Source organism: Cerasibacillus sp. JNUCC 74, from assembly GCF_053667775.1.
Genome location: NZ_CM132207.1, coordinates 697,423 through 716,957 on the forward strand (window position 1 = coordinate 697,423; position 19,535 = coordinate 716,957).

15 protein-coding genes are annotated in these 19,535 nt (G+C 36.7%); 14 read left to right on the top strand and 1 reads right to left on the bottom strand.

The features are described from left to right. Nucleotides 1-543: 543 nt before the first annotated feature. The 5 genes from JNUCC74_RS03210 to JNUCC74_RS03230 all read left to right on the top strand — a co-directional run bounded on the left by JNUCC74_RS03210 (nt 544) and on the right by JNUCC74_RS03230 (nt 5,424). Nucleotides 544-1,116, top strand: a complete 573-nt coding sequence (locus JNUCC74_RS03210; RefSeq protein WP_077319411.1) for a TetR/AcrR family transcriptional regulator — start codon at nt 544-546, stop codon at nt 1,114-1,116. A 102-nt stretch (nt 1,117-1,218) separates the two neighbouring features. After that, entirely contained in the window at nt 1,219-2,163 is a 945-nt protein-coding gene (locus JNUCC74_RS03215) for an SDR family NAD(P)-dependent oxidoreductase (protein ID WP_454066876.1), read from the top strand. Nucleotides 2,164-2,535: 372 nt separating this feature from the next. Beyond that, nucleotides 2,536-2,649: an RAxF-45 family protein gene (locus JNUCC74_RS03220; protein ID WP_425445276.1), complete on the top strand. Its 114-nt coding sequence runs from the start codon at nt 2,536-2,538 to the stop codon at nt 2,647-2,649. 245 nt (nt 2,650-2,894) lie between these two features. Then, entirely contained in the window at nt 2,895-4,520 is a 1,626-nt protein-coding gene (gene abc-f / locus JNUCC74_RS03225) for a ribosomal protection-like ABC-F family protein (protein WP_454066877.1), read from the top strand. 79 nt (nt 4,521-4,599) lie between these two features. After that, nucleotides 4,600-5,424 (top strand): aldo/keto reductase, encoded by an 825-nt coding sequence (locus JNUCC74_RS03230; RefSeq protein WP_454066878.1) that lies wholly within the window; start codon nt 4,600-4,602, stop codon nt 5,422-5,424. A 318-nt stretch (nt 5,425-5,742) separates the two neighbouring features. On the opposite strand, the gene JNUCC74_RS03235 is transcribed toward JNUCC74_RS03230, so the two are convergent. After that, nucleotides 5,743-6,291, bottom strand: a complete 549-nt coding sequence (locus JNUCC74_RS03235; RefSeq protein WP_454066879.1) for an HD domain-containing protein — start codon at nt 6,289-6,291, stop codon at nt 5,743-5,745. A gap of 364 nt (nt 6,292-6,655) precedes the next feature. Between JNUCC74_RS03235 and fni the strand changes: the two genes are divergently transcribed. The 9 genes from fni to tkt all read left to right on the top strand — a co-directional run bounded on the left by fni (nt 6,656) and on the right by tkt (nt 18,787). After that, nucleotides 6,656-7,711 carry a type 2 isopentenyl-diphosphate Delta-isomerase gene (fni, locus tag JNUCC74_RS03240; protein WP_454066880.1) on the top strand — a complete coding sequence of 352 codons (1,056 nt, stop codon included), beginning with the start codon at nt 6,656-6,658 and terminating at the stop codon, nt 7,709-7,711. Between the two features lie 461 nt (nt 7,712-8,172). Further along, nucleotides 8,173-9,561: a group II intron reverse transcriptase/maturase gene (gene ltrA / locus JNUCC74_RS03245; protein ID WP_454065268.1), complete on the top strand. Its 1,389-nt coding sequence runs from the start codon at nt 8,173-8,175 to the stop codon at nt 9,559-9,561. A 443-nt stretch (nt 9,562-10,004) separates the two neighbouring features. Then, a complete protein-coding gene (locus tag JNUCC74_RS03250) occupies nt 10,005-10,469 on the top strand; it encodes a DUF2188 domain-containing protein (protein ID WP_454066881.1) in 465 nt (154 codons plus the stop codon). Between the two features lie 92 nt (nt 10,470-10,561). After that, the gene (locus JNUCC74_RS03255; RefSeq protein ID WP_454066882.1) at nt 10,562-11,428 is read left to right on the top strand and encodes an MBL fold metallo-hydrolase; all 867 of its coding nucleotides are present in this window, start codon (nt 10,562-10,564) and stop codon (nt 11,426-11,428) included. 427 nt (nt 11,429-11,855) lie between these two features. Then, on the top strand, nt 11,856-12,575 hold the full coding sequence (locus JNUCC74_RS03260) for a DsbA family oxidoreductase (RefSeq protein ID WP_454066883.1): 720 nt from the start codon (nt 11,856-11,858) through the stop codon (nt 12,573-12,575). Between the two features lie 534 nt (nt 12,576-13,109). Further along, on the top strand, nt 13,110-15,173 hold the full coding sequence (locus tag JNUCC74_RS03265) for a BglG family transcription antiterminator (protein ID WP_454066884.1): 2,064 nt from the start codon (nt 13,110-13,112) through the stop codon (nt 15,171-15,173). Next, nucleotides 15,170-15,448, top strand: a complete 279-nt coding sequence (locus tag JNUCC74_RS03270; protein ID WP_216482170.1) for a PTS sugar transporter subunit IIB — start codon at nt 15,170-15,172, stop codon at nt 15,446-15,448. The genes JNUCC74_RS03265 and JNUCC74_RS03270 overlap by 4 nt, the downstream gene beginning before the upstream one ends. Before the next feature lie 28 nt (nt 15,449-15,476). Then, nucleotides 15,477-16,751 (top strand): PTS ascorbate transporter subunit IIC, encoded by a 1,275-nt coding sequence (locus JNUCC74_RS03275; RefSeq protein WP_077319421.1) that lies wholly within the window; start codon nt 15,477-15,479, stop codon nt 16,749-16,751. 23 nt (nt 16,752-16,774) lie between these two features. After that, nucleotides 16,775-18,787 carry a transketolase gene (gene tkt / locus JNUCC74_RS03280; protein WP_454066885.1) on the top strand — a complete coding sequence of 671 codons (2,013 nt, stop codon included), beginning with the start codon at nt 16,775-16,777 and terminating at the stop codon, nt 18,785-18,787. Nucleotides 18,788-19,535 lie beyond the last annotated feature (748 nt).

Sequence of the window (19,535 nt, forward strand, 5' to 3'; positions counted from 1 at the left end):
TCCGAAGTACGTAACATTTTCTGTTATAAGCTTAAAGCGTAAAATACAGAGGAATCAAAAATAATCTTACCTTCGGGGAACACATCATCAAAACTGATAGTGAGGAATTTATAAGGTGACAAAGATTCGTAACGCAACCGGTAGGGATAAAAAAGTTATTGCAGTGGTAATAGGGGGAATTATTAGTTTCCTATTACAAGATGAACAAATAAACAATGGAATAGTTAAGAATTTGGAAGATTTTTTCTCTATTGCTTCATCTTCAACCATACGAATGAAATTGTGTTCGAATTGTTTCCCTTGGTAAGCTGGCATGACAGAAAGCATACTATATAGTCCTTGAGGTGCCCATTTCTTCTTTTTTATCTTCTTTATATTTTACAAACATTTTCGCTATGGGTCCCATTAATGGAATCATATTTATCGGGATAAAAGGAAACCGCCGGCTACTATCGATAGATTTTACTTGTGAAAATTAATTGACAGTTATTAAAAAGCATTGTAATATTAATTGAACAATGGTTAATTAAATGGAGGTTTACTATGTCTGCTAGAAAAGCAGTGGCTAAAGAACTTACTCGTGAGATGATAATGGATGCGGCTAATGAGCTCTTCGTTGAGAAAGGATATAAACTTGTTACAATGAGGCAAATTGCAGCGAAATTAAATTATAGTCATGGCTCTTTGTATTACCACTTCAAAAATAAAGCTGAGCTTTTTTATGCATTAGTTGAAAAGCATTTCCAACTGCTTCAAGAGAGAATGTGTGCAATACAATATCTTGAGCTATCTCAAGAAGAAAAGCTTCGCATGCTGATGAAGGATTACATTAAGTTTGGATTGACTCATCAAAGTCACTATGAAATTATGTTTCTTATAAAAGATGACGAGGTACGAGCATTTTCAACTGAAGGGCCGATAAAAACCTATCAGAAATTTGCTAATTTAGTTGCCCAATGGAGTGAAAAAAGGTTATCGATTAATACAATATGGTCGATGTTTTTATCATTACATGGATTTGTAACACATTATTTAAGACATGTTAATGAGTATATAGATGTGGAAAAAATGGCAGCTCATCATGTCGAGCTGCTTTTACAGTGGATAAAACAATAACTATGATCGTTCTTAACTAATTAGGCTAACGCTTTTTGGATGCGGGCCTAAATTTTTTCAGGGATTTAATTGACCATTGGTTAATAAAAAGGAGGTTATTTGATGAAAAATGCGTTAGTTCTTGGAGCTTCAGGAGGAATGGGTTTCGCCATAGTAATGGAGTTAATAAAAAGAGGAATAAAAGTAACAGCCTTTGCTAGATCTAACAGTAAACTAGAAAAACTGTTTGCTGCGTATCCAGAAGTTACAATTTATTCGGGAGATGTTTTTAATAAAAGGGATTTAGAAGAAGCAGTAAAACATAAGAATATTATTTTTCATGCTATTAATTTACCTTACCCAGAATGGGAGAGCAAATTAGTTCCGCTTACAGAAAACATCATTCGAGCTGCAAAGTTTGCTAAGGCTAAATTGGCTGTAGTAGATAATATCTACGCTTATGGTAAAAGTGAAAGTCTAGTAGTAGAAACCCAGGTAAGGCAACCACATACTAAAAAGGGTAAGCTGCGGTTGCAAGTAGAAAAATGTATTAAAAACTCTGGAGTTTCTTATGTTATTACGCATTTCCCTGATTTTTACGGACCTCATGCAGAAAATACCCAATTAAATTATACGCTACGTTCTGTCGTACAAAATAAGCGAGCTCAGTTTATAGGTAATCCGGCTATTGCTAGAGAGCATCTTTTTACCTTAGATGGAGCAAAGGCATTAGTAGAATTATCACTAAGAGATGATGCCTATGGCCAAAATTGGAATATACCAGCATCACACCCGATTTCAGGTAACGAACTGATAACCCAAATTCGTGAATTAACTGAGTTTAAGAAGAAGGTATCGATAGTAACTACAAATCTGCTAAGGTTTTTAGGAATATACGATAGACAGATGAGAGAATTTGTAGAAATGCAGTATTTAAATGAACAACCTGTTATTTTAAGTGGAGAAAAGTATACAAAATGGATTGGACCTTTACCAAAGACCCCTTATAAAGAAGGATTGAAGATTACGATAGAAGCCTATAAAAACCAATTTTATTCCGAGATGTAAGGTAACGTAAGACTCCCGCTTCAAGAGTTGAAAGCAATACAAAAGAAATCTTAGTGGGAGATGACGCATCTAAATTCACAATTTGTTCGGGGCAACAAGACAAGAAAAGATTCGAAAGCAATACACTGCAGTTTTTCAAACATCCAAGATCTAGCCTTTGTTCAACTTATTCGGTAGGAGATGGAGGAAAACTCCTATTGAATGAAGCTTCACTTCAATGAATTGGGAGTGAGGATTATAAATTCTGTAAGATAGAGGATCATTATTTCATTTGCAGAACCTTTTTTGACTTCTAGATAAAACAGATCAGTTCTTGACGGTTGATCTGTTTTTGGTTAAACTGTTTATAATTATAAAAAGGAGGTGGGTTAGATGAATCAAACTGGTGGCATAACGAAGTTCGAAACATATCTTTGGATTTGTTATGCAATTTTTTCCGGAAAATTGTTCCTAGGGATACGTATGCCCTTAGCGATTTCAAAATAATGGAAAAAATACCAGTAAGAGACATCTGCCTACAATCGGATAAGCATATAATATGTTATTGATTCTTTAAAATGCTAATACTTTGTTATGCTAATTTGAAAGACGTAAGGGGAATCTCCTCTTACGTCTTTTTCTATGTACATTAGAAAAATATAAGATTTTAATGTTCTAAATTATAAGTGCAACTAGGCGGTTGCCTGAGCCAAAGGCATGCGAATGTCTCTTCTGATTTGGAGGAAGAGAAAATGATAGTTTCTAGTATACAACAGGTTACACAAATAATCGGGGCAAATAGTATATTTGAAAATATAACAATCGAAATAACTCAAGGTGAGCGAATAGGAGTTATCGGAAGAAACGGAGAAGGTAAGACGACATTATTGCAATTGCTTGCCAATAAAACAAAACCAGCTAAAGGAGTGATTACATGGAAAAAGAATTTAACGATCGGACTCTTGGAACAAACCCCCATTGTAGGGCCTGAAATAACGGTGGAGACATTATTATTACAAGCTTTTACTAAACTCAATCAATTAAAATCCGAAATAGAGCGATTGGAAAAAAGATTAGCGGAGGAAACAGATTCCCAAAAGCTGATGAAGTTGGTTGATACGTATGCCATTATTCAACAAGAATTTCAAGATCAAGGCGGTTATGAAATGGATGCACGTGTACGTCGGGTAATGGATGGTCTACAAATAAACAGCCTAAGAGCAAAAGTGTGGAAAAACCTCAGCGGCGGTGAAAGAACAAAGGTAGGGCTTGCTCAATTACTATTAACTGCTCCTGATCTGCTTTTATTAGATGAGCCTACCAATCACCTTGATTTTAGAGCAATTGAATGGCTAACAGATTTTATTCAACAATACAACGGTACAGTTGTAATTGTTTCGCATGACCGATATTTTCTCGATGATACAGTTTCTGCCATCTTGGAACTCGATCAAGGGAGTTTACAAAAATATAATACAAATTATACAAACTTTGTTCACGAACGAGAGGAACGTTTGCTTCAGGAATTCCAACAATACCAGGATCAACAGAAGAAAATAAAAAAGATGAAGGAAACCATTAAACGATTAAAAGAATGGGCCAATCAAGCCAATCCACCGAATGATGGGTTACATCGACGAGCGAAAAGTATGGAAAAAGCATTAGCTAGAATAACGGTATTAAAACGGCCAATTTTAGAAAGTAAGCGTATCGATGTTGATTTTCGAATCCATTCGCGTAGTGGAAAAGATGTCGTCAAGCTTGAGAATGTATCAAAAAGGATGCAAGATAAAATATTATTTGACAACATAAATTTGCATGTTCGCTTTCAAGAGCGAATTGCTATATTTGGAGAAAACGGTACTGGAAAGTCTACACTTCTAAAACTGATTTTAGGTACCCTCAAGCCGGATAAAGGAAGTATACAATTAGGAAGTAATTTGTCCATTGGCTTTCTAACACAGCATTTACAGGAAATGGATGGGAAACGAACAGTTTTAGCTGAGTTTCGTGAGCATGTCCAAGTTACAGAAGGAGAAGCAAGAGGAATACTTGCTAAATTTTTGTTTTTTGGTGTAAGTGTGTTTCGGAAGGTTGGACAATTAAGTGGTGGTGAAAAGATGCGCCTGCGATTAGCTGAATTAGTTTATCAAAATCACAACTTACTTATTTTAGATGAACCGACTAATCATCTCGATATTGAATCTAAGGAAGTACTTGAGGAAGCTCTAGAACAGTTTGCAGGAACAATCATTTGTGTATCTCATGACCGCTATTTTCTAGATCGATTATTTCCAGTAACGTATTTGCTTCATAATAGTCAGCTGACGCGCTTTGAAGGGAACTATACGTATGCCAGACAGCAATGGGGTAAATGAGTAGCTATCTCATGTTTATTTTTTCAACCAGGAAGAGCTGTGATAATATAAAAGTATTCTGATGGAAAGGGGCTAAATGATGGAGTATATTACACTGAATAATGGGTTAAAAATGCCGCAACTGGGTTTTGGGGTTTGGCAAGTGCCAAATGAAGAGGCTACAACAGCAGTAGAAAAAGCAATTGAAGTAGGCTATCGTTCAATTGATACAGCAAAAATTTATGAAAATGAGCAAGGTGTAGGTAAGGCAATTGCAAATAGTAATGTTCCACGAGAAGAGTTGTTCATTACAACAAAAGTGTGGAACACGGATCAAGGTTATGAGAATACGCTTCAAGCATATGAAGAAAGCTTAGAGAAGCTCGGATTGACATATGTAGATCTTTATCTTATCCACTGGCCAACTCCTGAATATGATCAATATGTAGAAACGTATCAAGCCTTGGAAAAGCTCTATAAGGATGGTCGGGTAAGAGCAATAGGCGTGTGCAATTTTAATGTTGAGCATCTAGAGCGGATTATTGGAGAATGTGAAATTGTTCCTGTAGTAAATCAAGTAGAGTGTCACCCGTATTTGCAGCAAAACGAGTTAAAAGATTTTTGTGATCAGCACCATATTTACTTGGAGGCTTGGAGTCCACTAATGCAAGGTGGCAAAGTACTTCAAGATCCAGTCATTACCAAAATTGCAGAAAAATATCGACGAACCCCAGCTCAAGTAGTGTTACGTTGGCATTTGCAATCAAATCATATTGTGATTCCAAAATCCGTTACTCCATCAAGAATGGAACAAAATTTTGCTGTGTTTGATTTTGAGCTAACTCCAGAGGATATGGAAGCAATTAAAGCGTTAGATCGCTATGAACGAACTGGTCCAGAACCAAGTGAATTGAATATAAGATAATAGTATAAAAAGTCTGTCTCTAGTGTGGATAGCATATAGAGGCAGATTTTTTAATTGTCTTGGAAATACACTAGCGTTATATAAACTTTTTAAGCAAAAGTTAACTAAAAACTATAAGAATACTATGAATAATGTGAAATTCAATTTATAAAAACGTATAAAAAACTTATAATTAGGGGTATGGTAGTCCTTGCTCAAATCCCTAATTATAAGGAGAGTTTATGAGTAATAATACCATAAATACGTATAAGAAAATACATTTATTCATTGGGATGCAAAAGTTATTCAAAAAATGAATGAGCTTTTAGCATATGCGTTTTAGTTAGTATTTCCAAAAACGCGGGCTACTGCTTTTTCATACGTCTTAAAATACGCTGGGATTTCATTTGCTGAAAGACCATGATACATATTATCTGCAATAGAGTGGTAATACCATTTTTGTTTTTCATAGGGAGCACTGAAGTTACTCCATACCATGTCCCCATAAGTGTTTAAATCTTCTTCAATACTTAATAAGTTATCTAGCTTATCTGCAACAATTAATTGCTTTATTTCTTGATTAGCAGATTTCACAAGAGATATCGTATGTTGTTTACGTTCTTGCCACGTTAGCGATTTATCTTCGGTATGTGCTTGAACAATGGAAGCAATTTGTTCACCAAAATGGGCTTCTATATCCTTTATCGTATAGCAGGTATCTTCCACGACATCATGTAAATAGCCTGCACAAATTACTTCATCACTGCAACCCGCTTCTTCAAGTATTTTGGCAACACGGATCGGATGGGTAATATAGGGAAGGTTAGAAGTTTTTCGCCTCTGACCACGATGAGCAATTGTTGCAAATTCCTTCGCTTTTTGTAACATATAAAATCCCTCCTGATTTTGATGAGATCGTGTTAATTAGCTTTTGTCTAAATGAATGGTTATCAAAAGATCCTTATATCGTAACGTAAGTGGTGAGATATATGAAAAAATAAACAACGAAGCCTAAGCCGCAAACAATAAAATTAAAAACAGCACATCGATTAAAGAAGTGATTTTTTCGAATACCTTATGGATTCTACTTCGTTTTCCCGTGATAAAAAAGCCCATTACATAAAGGTATACCAATTATTATACACATAAAACTAGCTGAAGCACATGCTGTTATTTAACTAAAATCGTATCAGTAAGAATTAAGAATAAGTTGTGTTATGATAAGACTTAAGATCTAATGGGAGGTTAGAGCATGGAAGAGGGAATCAACCGTAGAAAAACGGAGCATATACAGCTTTGTTTAACTGAAAATGTAGAAGGTGTTAACAAATCAACAGGCTTAGAAGGCATTTCTTTTATACATAATGCACTTCCTGAATTAGATTTCAATGAGATTCAGATAAATACAAGCTTTTTAAATAAATCACTTCAAGCCCCGTTTTTAGTCAGCTCTATGACTGGCGGATCTGAGCTCGCCACGAAAATTAATCAGAATTTGGCACTTGCCGCTGAAGAAAAAGGTTGGGCTGTTGCATTAGGATCAACTCGGGCATTACTAGAGAGCGATGCGCATAAAGATTCTTTTTTAATTCGTAAGCAAGCTCCAACTGTGCCATTAATAGCAAACCTTGGAGCAGTACAATTAAATTACGGTTATGGTGTTGAAGAGGCTAAGCGTATCGTGGATATGACGGGAGCAGATTCGTTAGTCTTACACTTAAACAGCTTGCAAGAAGCAGTTCAAGACGGTGGAGATTTGAATTTTTCTGATCTGTTACCTAAAATTGAACAAATTTGTCATGATTTACATGTTCCGGTTGGTGCAAAGGAGGTTGGCTTTGGGATTGATGGAGTTGTAGCGAAGCAGTTGTATGATGCAGGTGTTACTTATATTGATGTTGCAGGTGCCGGTGGAACTTCTTGGAGCCAAGTTGAAAAGTTGCGATCACAAGACCCCCTTCGAAAAGCTGCTGCAGAAGCGTTTAATAATTGGGGATTGCCAACGAAGGATTGTATTGTATCTGTAAGAAATAAGCTGCCTCATGTTCCGCTTGTAGCAAGTGGAGGAATGAAAACCGGAGTGGATGCTGCAAAAGCTATAACCATTGGTGCAAATATAATTGGATTTGCCCGACAGTTACTTCAGGCGGCTACCGAATCGACTGAAGCCGTTATTCACAATATGGATCAAATAGAACTCGAACTGAAAATGGCGATGTTTGGAATCGGAGCAGCTTCATTGAAAGATTTGCAAAACACAAGACGTGTATCTATCATGGGACGTTCCTTATTAGAAGAAAACAGCTAGTGCTTTTAAAGCATTAGCTGTTTTTTACGTGCGCCCTGCATGGGCGAAAACTTGGTGGTGAAAGTCCACTACAGGCTTGGCAGTAGGAACTGTTAGCGGAAGGCAAGGTGGCTATCGTGAGGTAGTGGCTGAAGGAAGCTGGACGCAAACTCCTGAACTGACGAACAGAAATTAGATAGAAGGCTGAATTAGGTCGGATAAATCTGCGTGACAAGATAAAGTCCAATACTGCCCGAAACCTATACAGTAAATCTAACAGTTACATGGGAGGAAAGTTTTCGTTCTTACCGGGGGAGGTCTTGTGAGGGTGCAGTGGGAGTTGATTGATAACGAACCAGCACAACCAAAGTGGTGACGTTTTGGTGAATCACAAGAAGTCAGCAGAGGTCATAGTAATGTTAGCTGACGAAACATGAAGGATCGAACAATAGAAATTTTGAAAGCACTAGGAGGTGTGGAAGGTGCGACAACTGCAGAAAACAGGAGAATCTGGCTATCGGCAGAGAGATAGTGTGGAACATGAAGGGTATGTTGAAGCGCATAGTACCTTTCATGGTGAACAGAACAATCAAAATGGTGTATCCAATCTGTTTGAAAGAATCCTATCAAGGAACAACTTAAATCAAGCTTACCTTCAAGTAGTCAGAAATAAGGGAGCAGCAGGGGTCGACGGTATGACGTACGACCAGCTACTCCCATACTTGAAGGAACACAAGGAGGAATTATTAACCCAGTTACGTCAAGGAAAGTATAAACCGCAACCCGTTCTGCGGGTTGAAATTCCGAAACCAGATGGTGGAAAGAGGAAACTGGGGATTCCCACAGTCATCGACCGGATGCTTCAACAAGCTATCAACCAAGTGTTACAACCAATATTTGAACCAACGTTCTCCGATAATAGTTTTGGGTTTCGTCCAAAACGTAGTGCGCATCATGCCATCATACGGGCAAAATCGTACTACGAACAAGGGTACAAATATGTAGTGGACCTGGATATGAAATCCTACTTCGATACGGTAAATCATGACAAACTCATGTACTTCGTGGAAAAACGGATATCTGATAAGCGAGTGCTTCACTTGATAAGACGATACTTGTTAAGTGGAATTATGATTAACGGTATCTTCGAAAAATCAGAACAAGGAACGCCGCAAGGCGGAAACCTATCTCCGTTACTCAGTAATATCTATTTAAATGAACTAGACCAACTATTAGAAAAGCGTGGTCATCGATTCGTTCGTTACGCAGATGATTGTAATATCTATGTGAAAAGTAAAAGAGCAGGATATCGAGTAATGGATAATATTACTACCTTTCTTGAGAGAGATTTGAGTCTAACCGTTAACCGAGAAAAGAGTGCGGTTGGAAGCCCTTTGAAACAGAAGTTTCTTGGCTTCTGTCTATTAGCCACGAAGAATGGGGTTAAAATTCGTCCTCATAACAAAGCGAAAGTGACCGTCCAAGAGAAACTCAAGCGAATCACCAAACGCAATCGTGGACGGAATCTTGAAGTGATTCTAAAAGAAATCCAGCAACTTATGACAGGGTGGATAAACTACTATGGCATAGGGGAAATGAAAGGATTTATGAAGAATCTCAATGGCTGGTTGAAGCGAAGGATTAGACAATATATCTGGAAGCAATGGAAAAACCAACGCACGAAAAGAGAAAATCTAATTCGCTTAGGTATCGATAAACATAAAGCTTATGAATGGTCGAATACAAGAAAAGGCTACTGGGCTATATCTGGTAGCTATGTACTTCATCGTTCATTAACAGACAAAGAACTGGTATCAAGAGGATATAAAGACATCGCTCTACAATACCAGTTCGTACACTCAAACTATTGAACCGCCGTATACGGAACCGTACGTACGGTGGTGTGAGAGGGGCGAAAAAGTTACTTAACTTTTCCCTCTACTCGATTATTTTTTGGGTAACTATTACATGATGGATACGTTTTTGAAAGTGGCTTGGTTTAGCTCATGGGCTCAATGTGAGCGAATTTCGATCCCCTTTCTACGAGAAGTCAAGATTGATGAGAAGCTAAAGGAAGGCCGACTAAAAGCGGGCTTGCTGTCCAACGTCGGCATTCCCCTGTTTTAGAGATGTGTTTTCTTTGTCCTGCATGTAAGGATCTGTATTTCTCTCAGCCTAAAGTGCCATTAACAAATAGTCTTTCACAAGACACTATCCAACTTTTTATCTTTTTACTATAAATTGTCTAAAAAGTGTGTTTGAAGATTAGTTGAACGGGTAACTACTAAACAAATCTACTTTTGGGAGGAATTTCATGATTTGGACATTACAGGATTATCCATCATCCATGAAAAATCTAAATGAAGAAACGAGAAAAAAAGCAATTGATATTGCTAATTCAATGGTTGATGAAGGTTATGCTGAAAGTAGGGCAATCCCAATCGCAATTGAGCAGGCCAAGGAATGGAGAAAAAATGCAAGTAACCAAGAAGTGAATGAATATAAGAAACATGGAAAACCAACCCAGCGTTCAAAGGAAGAAAAACAGTATGAAAATTATCCAGAGCGCTTAGAAGAAGGAGAGCATGTTATTTCCCATGAGGATGGATGGGCCGTACGCTCAAGTAAAGCCAAAAAGCCTAGTCATGTTTTTCAAGCAAAGGAAGAAGCAATTAAACGAGGACGTGAAATAGCAAAAAATAAAGGTACCTATTTAATCATTCATCGCAAAGACGGAACGATTCAAGACCAATACTCTTATAAAGTAGTTAATGAATAAGAGGTATTGAAAAATAGCCACTCTGTATAGAGAGTGGTTAATTTTTGGAACTCGGTAAATACTAAAATCAATATTATAAAGGAGGTTTTCTTGTGGAGCAGGATTTTCATCAAAAAGAGCATGATACATTTATTCCGATGACATCGATTACGAGTGGCGGCGGGGTAGAGGTTAAAGCAGATGTATATTATTATACCGATCAAATGGTGAATATCGGTTTTGTCGGCCACTCAGATGCGGGAGATTGGGTGCTTATTGATGCCGGATTACCGAATGCAGCTCCTGAAATTAAGTCAGTAGTTGTTGACCGCTTTGGTAAAGGCAGTAAACCTGCTGCTATCTTATTAACACATGCACATTTTGATCATGTAGGCGGTTTAGCTGATTTACTAGCAGAGTGGGAAGTTCCAATCTATGCACATCCCGACGAGTTACCCTATTTACGTGGCGAAAAAAGTTATCCGAAGCCAGATTCTGATGTAGAAGGGGGATTATTAGCGAAAATAGCAGGCATGTATCCAAATGAACCAATTAATTTAGGAGATGCTGTCCAGCCACTGCCAGAAGATCAGCAAGTTCCGTATTTAAACGGTTGGAAATGGATTCATACTCCCGGACATACCCCAGGTCATGTTTCATTTTACCGGGAAAGTGACCGTTTACTATTTTCAGGAGATGCATTTATCACAGTTCGTCAAGACTCTTTCTATCGTGTGCTTATGCAAACAGCCGAGGTAAATGGACCACCAAGGTATTTTACTACTGATTGGGATGAAGCACATAAATCCGTTGAAAAACTAGCTAAATTGAAACCAAAAATCGTTGTTCCTGGACATGGGATCTCGATGAAAGGGGAAAAGCTGGAAAAAGGATTGCAAAGACTAGTCGATCATTTTTCCGATTTTGCCGTACCAGACTATGGAAGATATGTCGATCAAGATAAGCCTTCTTACCACTAATCAAAAAGACGATAAACCGATCAAGGACGACTGATTGACGTCCTTGAAAAAATGCAGTGTAGTGATGTTGCATACTCTGTCCTTGAAAAAATGCGATGTATTGCTATGTAGCTTTCCTTGCTTCTGTTGCAACACTGAACCTACATACATATTTTATGTGCCGTTCACTAAGTATACAATACAAAACATGGACCTTGAGACAAGCTAATAAAGAAGAACTTGGCTGGTGGGCATATTCCACTTAAACTTCGAACATTAACATTTTCACTGCGTCGCCTTAACTTCTAAGCCGAAACTTTGGCCATTCAATGTACGATGAAGTTTGGTGTGGCGTTTTTACTAACTATTTAAACCTCCTCTATAAGCACGTTACTTCTTAACACTTGATTAGCTATGCTAAAATAGGGTGAAGAAACGAGGTGTAGCAATGAAAATTGAAATATGGTCTGATTTTGTATGTCCGTTTTGTTACATTGGTAAAAGAAGACTAGAACAATCTTTGGAAACATTTAAACATCAAGATGAAGTAACTTTGGAATTTAAAAGCTATCAATTAGATCCGAATGCAGAAACAAAACCAAATCAAAATATGCAAGAATATCTTTCAAAAACCAAAGGAATGCCGATAGAACAAGTAAGACAAATGACTAAAAATATAGAAATGCAAGCAAAAGAAGTAGGACTAACCTATCACTTTGATTCGATGCAGCATACAAACACGTTTGCAGCACATCGTGTAGCCAAATATGCTGAACGACAAGGAAAAGGAAATGAAATGGCTGAAAAGCTAATGCACGCCTTCTTTACCGACTCTCAATTGATAAGTGATTATGAAGTGTTGCAGGGATTAGCTGCTGAAGTAGGGCTTGACCAAGTTGAGGTTGCATCTATCTTAAAGAATGAGACTTATGCAAAAGAGGTAAGAGATGATCAGGAACAAGCGCGACAACTTGGTATACAAGGTGTTCCTTTCTTTGTATTTAATGAAAAATATGCTCTTTCTGGAGCACAATCAACAGAAGTGTTTGTAGGTGCGCTTGAACAAGTATGGCAGGAAGAACAGCAAAATCATCAGTTGAAATCATTAAATCCAAAAGCTTCTAAAACAACTTATTGTACCGATGAAGGTTGTGAGATGGATAACTAAATAATCTATATATCATATAGTTACTAGATGCGGGTACTCTTGTTATAAAAAAGAGTCCCCGCTTTTTTTGCACTATAGGAAAGTATAAAAATTTAGGCTTTATCCCGCATGTCAGGTGCCGTAAGACTCCTGCTTCAAGACCTGAGTTGATAGGGAGAAAACGGCACCTAAATGCCCGATTGGTTCAAGGGCCTTTAGGTCATACCCTTGTGGTACTAACATTCAGTAGGAGAGGGAAGCAAATTCCTACTGAATGAAGTTTCACTTTATCGTAAAAGAAAAACGATAGCTTTCGCTAAAGACTTGGCGACAAGCCCGAGTTTTTCTAAAGCAGATAAACTGGCAACGAGTCGGATTTTCAGCTGCTTTTTCCCCATATCCATCGCACTGGAAAGGTTCAAGATTTTTGCTTAAATATACCAGCTGATTACATCCATTCAGTTATTGTGTGGGCTAGTGACAAAAGTTATACTTAATTTACATTGAAGGGTGATAGCGCTTCATATATATTAGAAATATAGGAGGGATAAGTCAATGCTCGAGCAAAGATCACTCACTATCTTGGAATTCATAATGGGTAATCCAAGTTGTACCATCAATGATTTACAATTAAAAACCTCCTTGTCGAGAAGACAAATCATGTATGATTTGGAAAAGATAAATTACTGGTTGAAGAAAAACAACTTTGAAGAAATTAAGTACTGTAGAAAAAGTGGATTGAAAATGACAGAAACCCCAAACAATGTTGTAAGTAAGTTAGCGCAAGAAAAAAGTATATCTAATTATAATGAAAAAGATAGACGTCTAATTCTATTTTTTTACCTGCTCATTAGTAAAGAAGAAGTTTCCTTATATCATTTAACCGACTTACTCCATGTGAGCAGAGGCACCGTTCATGAGGATTTAAAAAAACTTGTAAAGGAGTTACAGTTATATGATTTACAAATAACGTATAAAAGAATACAAGGTTATTTTATAGACGGAAAAGAAGTCAATATTCGTTATGCTGCTATGTATTTAATTGGCAATATTATAATCCATCATAAGCAGCGTACCATTAGCTTAGATTATGTTTTAGAGCAGAGTGGCATTCCCTATAAGCAGATATTTCATGTTATAAGGAAACATTTTGACAGACAAGAGATTATTTGTTCTGATAACGGTCTATTAGAAGTAATGTATATTATCATCTTCTTTATGATAAGGGAACAAGACGTGGACAACAGACCGGATCATGTTAAACTAACGAGTATGCCAGAATATCAGGTTGCAAGATTAATTACGGAGGATTTATTAAACTTGGGTTACCCAATATCAAGCTGTTACGTTAATTTTATCGCTTCACTAATACTGTCTTACTCCTTTGGACAAGCTGACATGAAGAATGAAAGTTTCTATATGTTAAAGGAGTTTGTGTATAAAATCTTTTATAAATTAGAAGTAACTTATGGAATTGCTTTAACCAATAAGAAGGAAGCATTTCAACAGATATATGCGCATTTTAAGCCTGCTTATTATCGGATTATTTTTAATTATCCAATAGTAAACCCGTTAAAAGATAAGATAAAAGCTAAGTATAATAGCTTATTTAAAATTCTAAAAGAAATATTTTATCCCATAAGTTTACCGGGAGGATCTCGTTTTTCCGACAATGAAATTGCCTATTTAACGATCCACTTTGCTACATTAATTAAACATACAAATGTACAGTCAACCAGTAAAGTAAAAGCAGGGATTGTCTGTCCAAACGGGACTGGAATTTCACTGATTATTTATAAAGAACTGACAGGTATTTTTCCAGAAGTAGAGTTTTTAAAACCGACATCGATTGATCAGCTCTCTGTAAATGACGAAGTAGATGTTGTGTTCTCGACAAAACTGATACAAACTTCTAAGCCTTTGTTCATTGTAAGTCCCATGATGACTAATTTAGAGAAAGCCAATTTAATTAAAAGTTTTTATAAAAGTATAGGGAATTCTGTGTATATTCAGCCAAACTCCAATATTAGCGAAAAAGATTTACTTCATATTGTGAATAAATACACAAATAATCAAAATGCGAAAAAATTAGTAAATGAATTAAAGAAATTATTGGCCGAGGTTATTTATATCGATGGGGAAAGGAGGCAACCGATGTTAAGTGAAATAATAAACAAAGATTTAATTCAATTAAAAGTACAGGTTAAAGATTGGAAAGATGCTATTAAAAAAAGCAGTCGGCCATTAGTGGAGCAACATATAGTAACTACGAATTATGTTAATGCTATGGTAGCTAGTGCCGAAGAGAATGGACCTTATATTGTTATTACAAAACATGTCGCACTTCCACATGCAAGGCCAGAAGCAGGAGCTAATAAAATCGGGATCAGCTTAACTACTCTCAAAACACCTGTTAGCTTTGGTAATAAGGATAATGACCCCGTTAAATATGTATTTTGTTTAAGTGCGGTAGACAGTATAACACATTTGAAAGCGATTACCGAATTGGTAGAACTTCTCGAATCAAAAGATTTTTACGACTTACTGGAATCCTCTAGCAGCAAAGAAGAAATTATCGATTATATAAAAAAATCAGAAGTGGAGATGAGTAACGAATGAAGGTAGCATTAGTAGCTTGTCGTACAGGTATGGGGAGTAGTATGATGCTGAAAATTAAAGTCCAACAAGTAATAAGAGAAAATAACTTTCCAATTAAAGTGCAACATGACACATTAAGTGCAGTTAATCAATTTAATGGAGATTTGCTTATTACACTTGATGATTTAGTTCCTGATGTGAAAGACAAAGTGAAATATGCAATAGGAATAAAAAATTTAATGGATAAAAATGAAATTAAAACGAAGTTAAGCAAGTACTTGGAGGAAAATCTATAGGTTATTATTTTGTGAAGGAGGAACAAGAGTGGACTTAATAAAAGCGTTTGCAATTGACTTATTGGGATCCGCAGCTATTTTAGTCGGTTTAATGGCTTTGTTAGGGTTGCTTCTTCAAAAGAAAGCTTTTGATGAAGTTCTAACCGGTACGCTAAAAACAATTGTCGGTTTTCTCATCTTTACCGTTGGTTCCGGAGCAGCTGTTTTAGCTTTAAATAATTTTCAAGAATTGTTCAGTAAAGGGTTTGATTTAGATGGCGTATTGCCTCTTGCTGAAGCAGTAACAGCACTTGCGCAAGAAAAGTTTGGCACAGTTGTATCTTTAGTAATGCTGCTCGGATTTGTTTTTAACTTGTTATTTGCGCGAATTACACCTTTTAAATATATCTTCTTGACGGGTCAGCATAATTTGTACTTTGCAGCATTACTTACAGTTATGATGAAAGCATTAGATGTTGGAAACACGATGACAGTTATTGTAGGTGGAATTATTTTAGGTATATGTGCATGTATTTTCCCTGCCATTGCCCAACCGTTTATGCGCAAAGTAACAGGTGACGATGATATTGCACTTGGCCATTATGTGAGTGCTGGTTATGCATTTGCGGGTTGGATCGGTTCTAAGGTTGGAAAACCGGAAGACACCACGGAAAACTTAAACTTGCCAGGTTGGCTTTCTATGTTTAAAGACTATGTTGTAGGTGTTAGTTTGACAATTGTTATTTTCTTCTATATCGCTACATTTGCCGCTGGATCCTCTTTTGTTGAAGAAATATCAGACGGAATGCATTGGTTAGTCTTCCCGTTATTACAAGGGTTAACATTTGCTGCTTCCCTCTATGTAATTATTACAGGTGTCCGAATGCTATTAGGTGAAATCGTGAATGCTTTTGTAGGTATTTCAGAAAAACTAATACCAAATGCGAAACCAGCTTTAGACTGCCCGGTTGTATTTCCATATGCACCTACTGCTACAGTTATTGGTTTTCTTTCTGCATATGCTGGTGGATTACTCTGTATGTTCTTTTTCGGAATGATAGATGTTTCTGTCATTATTCCCGTTGCTGTCCCTTACTTTTTTATCGGTGCAACAGCAGGTGTATTCGGGAATGCCACAGGAGGTTGGAAAGGTGCCGTTGTTGGTAGCTTCAGTGTCGGTATCTTAATTGCAATCGGGCCAGCACTTATTTATCCGATAATGGATAACATCGGATTATCCGGGACGGCATTCCCAGAAACAGACTTTTCAATTATCGGTATATTAGTCTATTACATTGGAAAGTGGCTAATTGGAATCTTTTAAATTACATGTAAAGGATGTTAAACATGGAAAAATGGATTAAAAATAAGATGGACGATTTATCTGTTGCAACTATAAGAACATTAGCTTTAGATAGTGTAGAAAATGCTCAGCATGGTCATTTGGGCATGCCATTAGGATCTGCGCCTATGGCATATGCGTTATTTAGATATATTATGAAGCATAATCCAAAAAATTCAACATGGTATGATCGAGATCGATTTATCCTAACTTCGGGTCACGGGTCCATTTTATTGTATACACTTCTTCATTTAAGTGGATATGAAGTATCTGTAGAAGATTTAAAGAAATTTCGTAAGTTAGGGAGTATTACGCCAGGTCACCCAGAAGTCGGTGTTACTCCAGGTGTGGAGGCAACTACAGGACCATTAGGACAAGGAATTTCTACTTCTGTCGGTTTTGCAATTGCAGAAAGAAATTTAGCACAAACATATAACAAAGATGACTTGAATATTGTGGATCATTACACGTTTACAATATGTGGCGATGGAGATCTCATGGAAGGCGTCGCACAAGAAGCAATGTCCTTGGCAGGTCATTTAGGGTTAGGAAAACTAATTGTTTTATATGATTCTAATGATGTTTGCTCGGATGGTTTTGTTCAAGAAGCGAATAGTGAAGACGTCCAGAAAAAATATGCAGCTATGGGATGGCAGACATTGTATGTGGAAAATGGTAATGATATAGAATCAGTGTATAGAGCAATTCAGTCAGCGAAACAGAATACGGATCAACCTTCCTTAATTGAAGTAAAAAATATTATCGGATTTGGTTCACCAAATCTTCAGGGAACTGCTGCTATTCATAGTAATCCTGTTGGGGAAGATGAAGTTAGTTTAATTAAAAAAGCCTATCAATGGCCATATGATGAAAAGTTTTTTATTCCGACAGAAGTTCGGGAAAACTTTAACGAGATTGCTATAAAAGGAGATCAAGCGGAGAAGGATTGGAATAAACAGTTTGAAAAGTATAAAGAAACATATCCTGAATTGGCGGAACAGTTTGTAAAATGTATGGAAAATGACTTCATAATGGAAGATGTAGAGATTGAATTTACAGAAGAAAAAATAGCTACTAGAGCTGCTTCTGGTAAGGTGTTAAACGTTATTTCCAAAAAGTTTCCATCTTTTATAGGTGGGTCAGCAGATTTAGCTTCGTCAAATAAAACTACCATCATAGATCAGCCATTTATGGAGAAAGGAACGTATAATTGCTCAAATATTCACTTTGGAGTACGTGAATTTGCAATGGCTTCTATTATCAATGGGATATCATTACACGGCGGAATCAAAGGATATTCTGGAACTTTTCTAGTTTTCTCAGATTATATGAAAGCGGCAATTCGATTATCAGCAATTACGAATCAACCAGTAATCTATCTATTTACACATGATAGTTTCATGTTAGGTCAAGATGGTCCAACACACCAACCAATAGAGCAACTTGCTACTTTACGAGCAACTCCTAATTTGAATGTGATTAGACCTGCAGATGCTAATGAAACAAAAGCAGCTTGGTTAATAGCTGTAAACTCAAAAGATACTCCTACTGCAATTGTACTTGGAAGACATGATGTACCGGTACTAGAGAAAGCCAGCAAAGAAGGGGTAGAGCGCGGTGCGTATATTATATCAAAGGGAAGCAGTGATTCTTCGGACGGAATCCTTATTGCAACTGGTTCAGAAGTAGAACTGGCTTTAAAAGCACAAAAAATATTAGAGGATCAAGGAATTTCCGTCTCCGTAGTTAGTATGCCGAGCTGGGAACTTTTCAACAAACAAGATGCTCCATATAAAGAAAAAGTCCTTCCGAAAAGTGTATCTAATAAACTGGCAATTGAAATGGGGGCTTCTCTTGGATGGAGGGACTATGTTGGTGACAATGGCGACATGATAACGATTAACCATTATGGGGAATCAGGTAATGGAACTGATTTAGCCAAAAAATATGGATTTACCCCAGAACATATAGCAGAAAAATTTAACACAATGGTAGAACGAAACAATACTGCTCAATAAGGTGTCACTCAGAGAACGAAAACAAGTCTGTAATACTACAAAGTATTGCAGACTTGTTTATTTATGCGTGAAGAAAGTAATAATTGATTTAGCGGAACGTTAATTATACTTTAGCTTTACATACAAATTGAACTGGCAGTGACGTTTGCGCCAAAGGTTTAGCGTTAACGATAGAATTGAAAGATAATCGACAACTTCTTGTCTAAAAAATTTAATCTGCTATTTTAAAAAACTAGAAAGGGGGATCATTTTTCAATTTTTTACACTATAGGAAAGTATAAAATTTAGGCTTTATCCCGCATGTAAGGTGCCGTACTTTCCTAAATTCTAAAATCTATTAAAAGAAAAACGGCACCTAAATGCCCGATTGGTTCAAGGGCCTTTAGGTCATACCCTTGTGGTACTAACATTCCGTGTAAAAAGCATTCCACGGAATGAAGCTTCACTTTATCGTATAAGAAAAACGATAGCTTTCGTCATAAAGACTTGGTGATAAGCCAAGTCTTTCTAATCTATAGGTGTCAAAGGTTAACAGATTCGCAATGATAAATGAGTCTAAAGAATGGTAGAGGTATATAGAAGAAAAAACCAGCATCTAAGTCTGGTTTCACTTATATTGAAGGCGCTTTATTCTATCTTAATCAGAAACAGCAGATTATTTTTTAATTAATTGAAACGAATGTGTATATTAATAAATATTTTTATAAACTTTTTTATTGACGTTAGTAGTAAATCTGTTATACTGGTA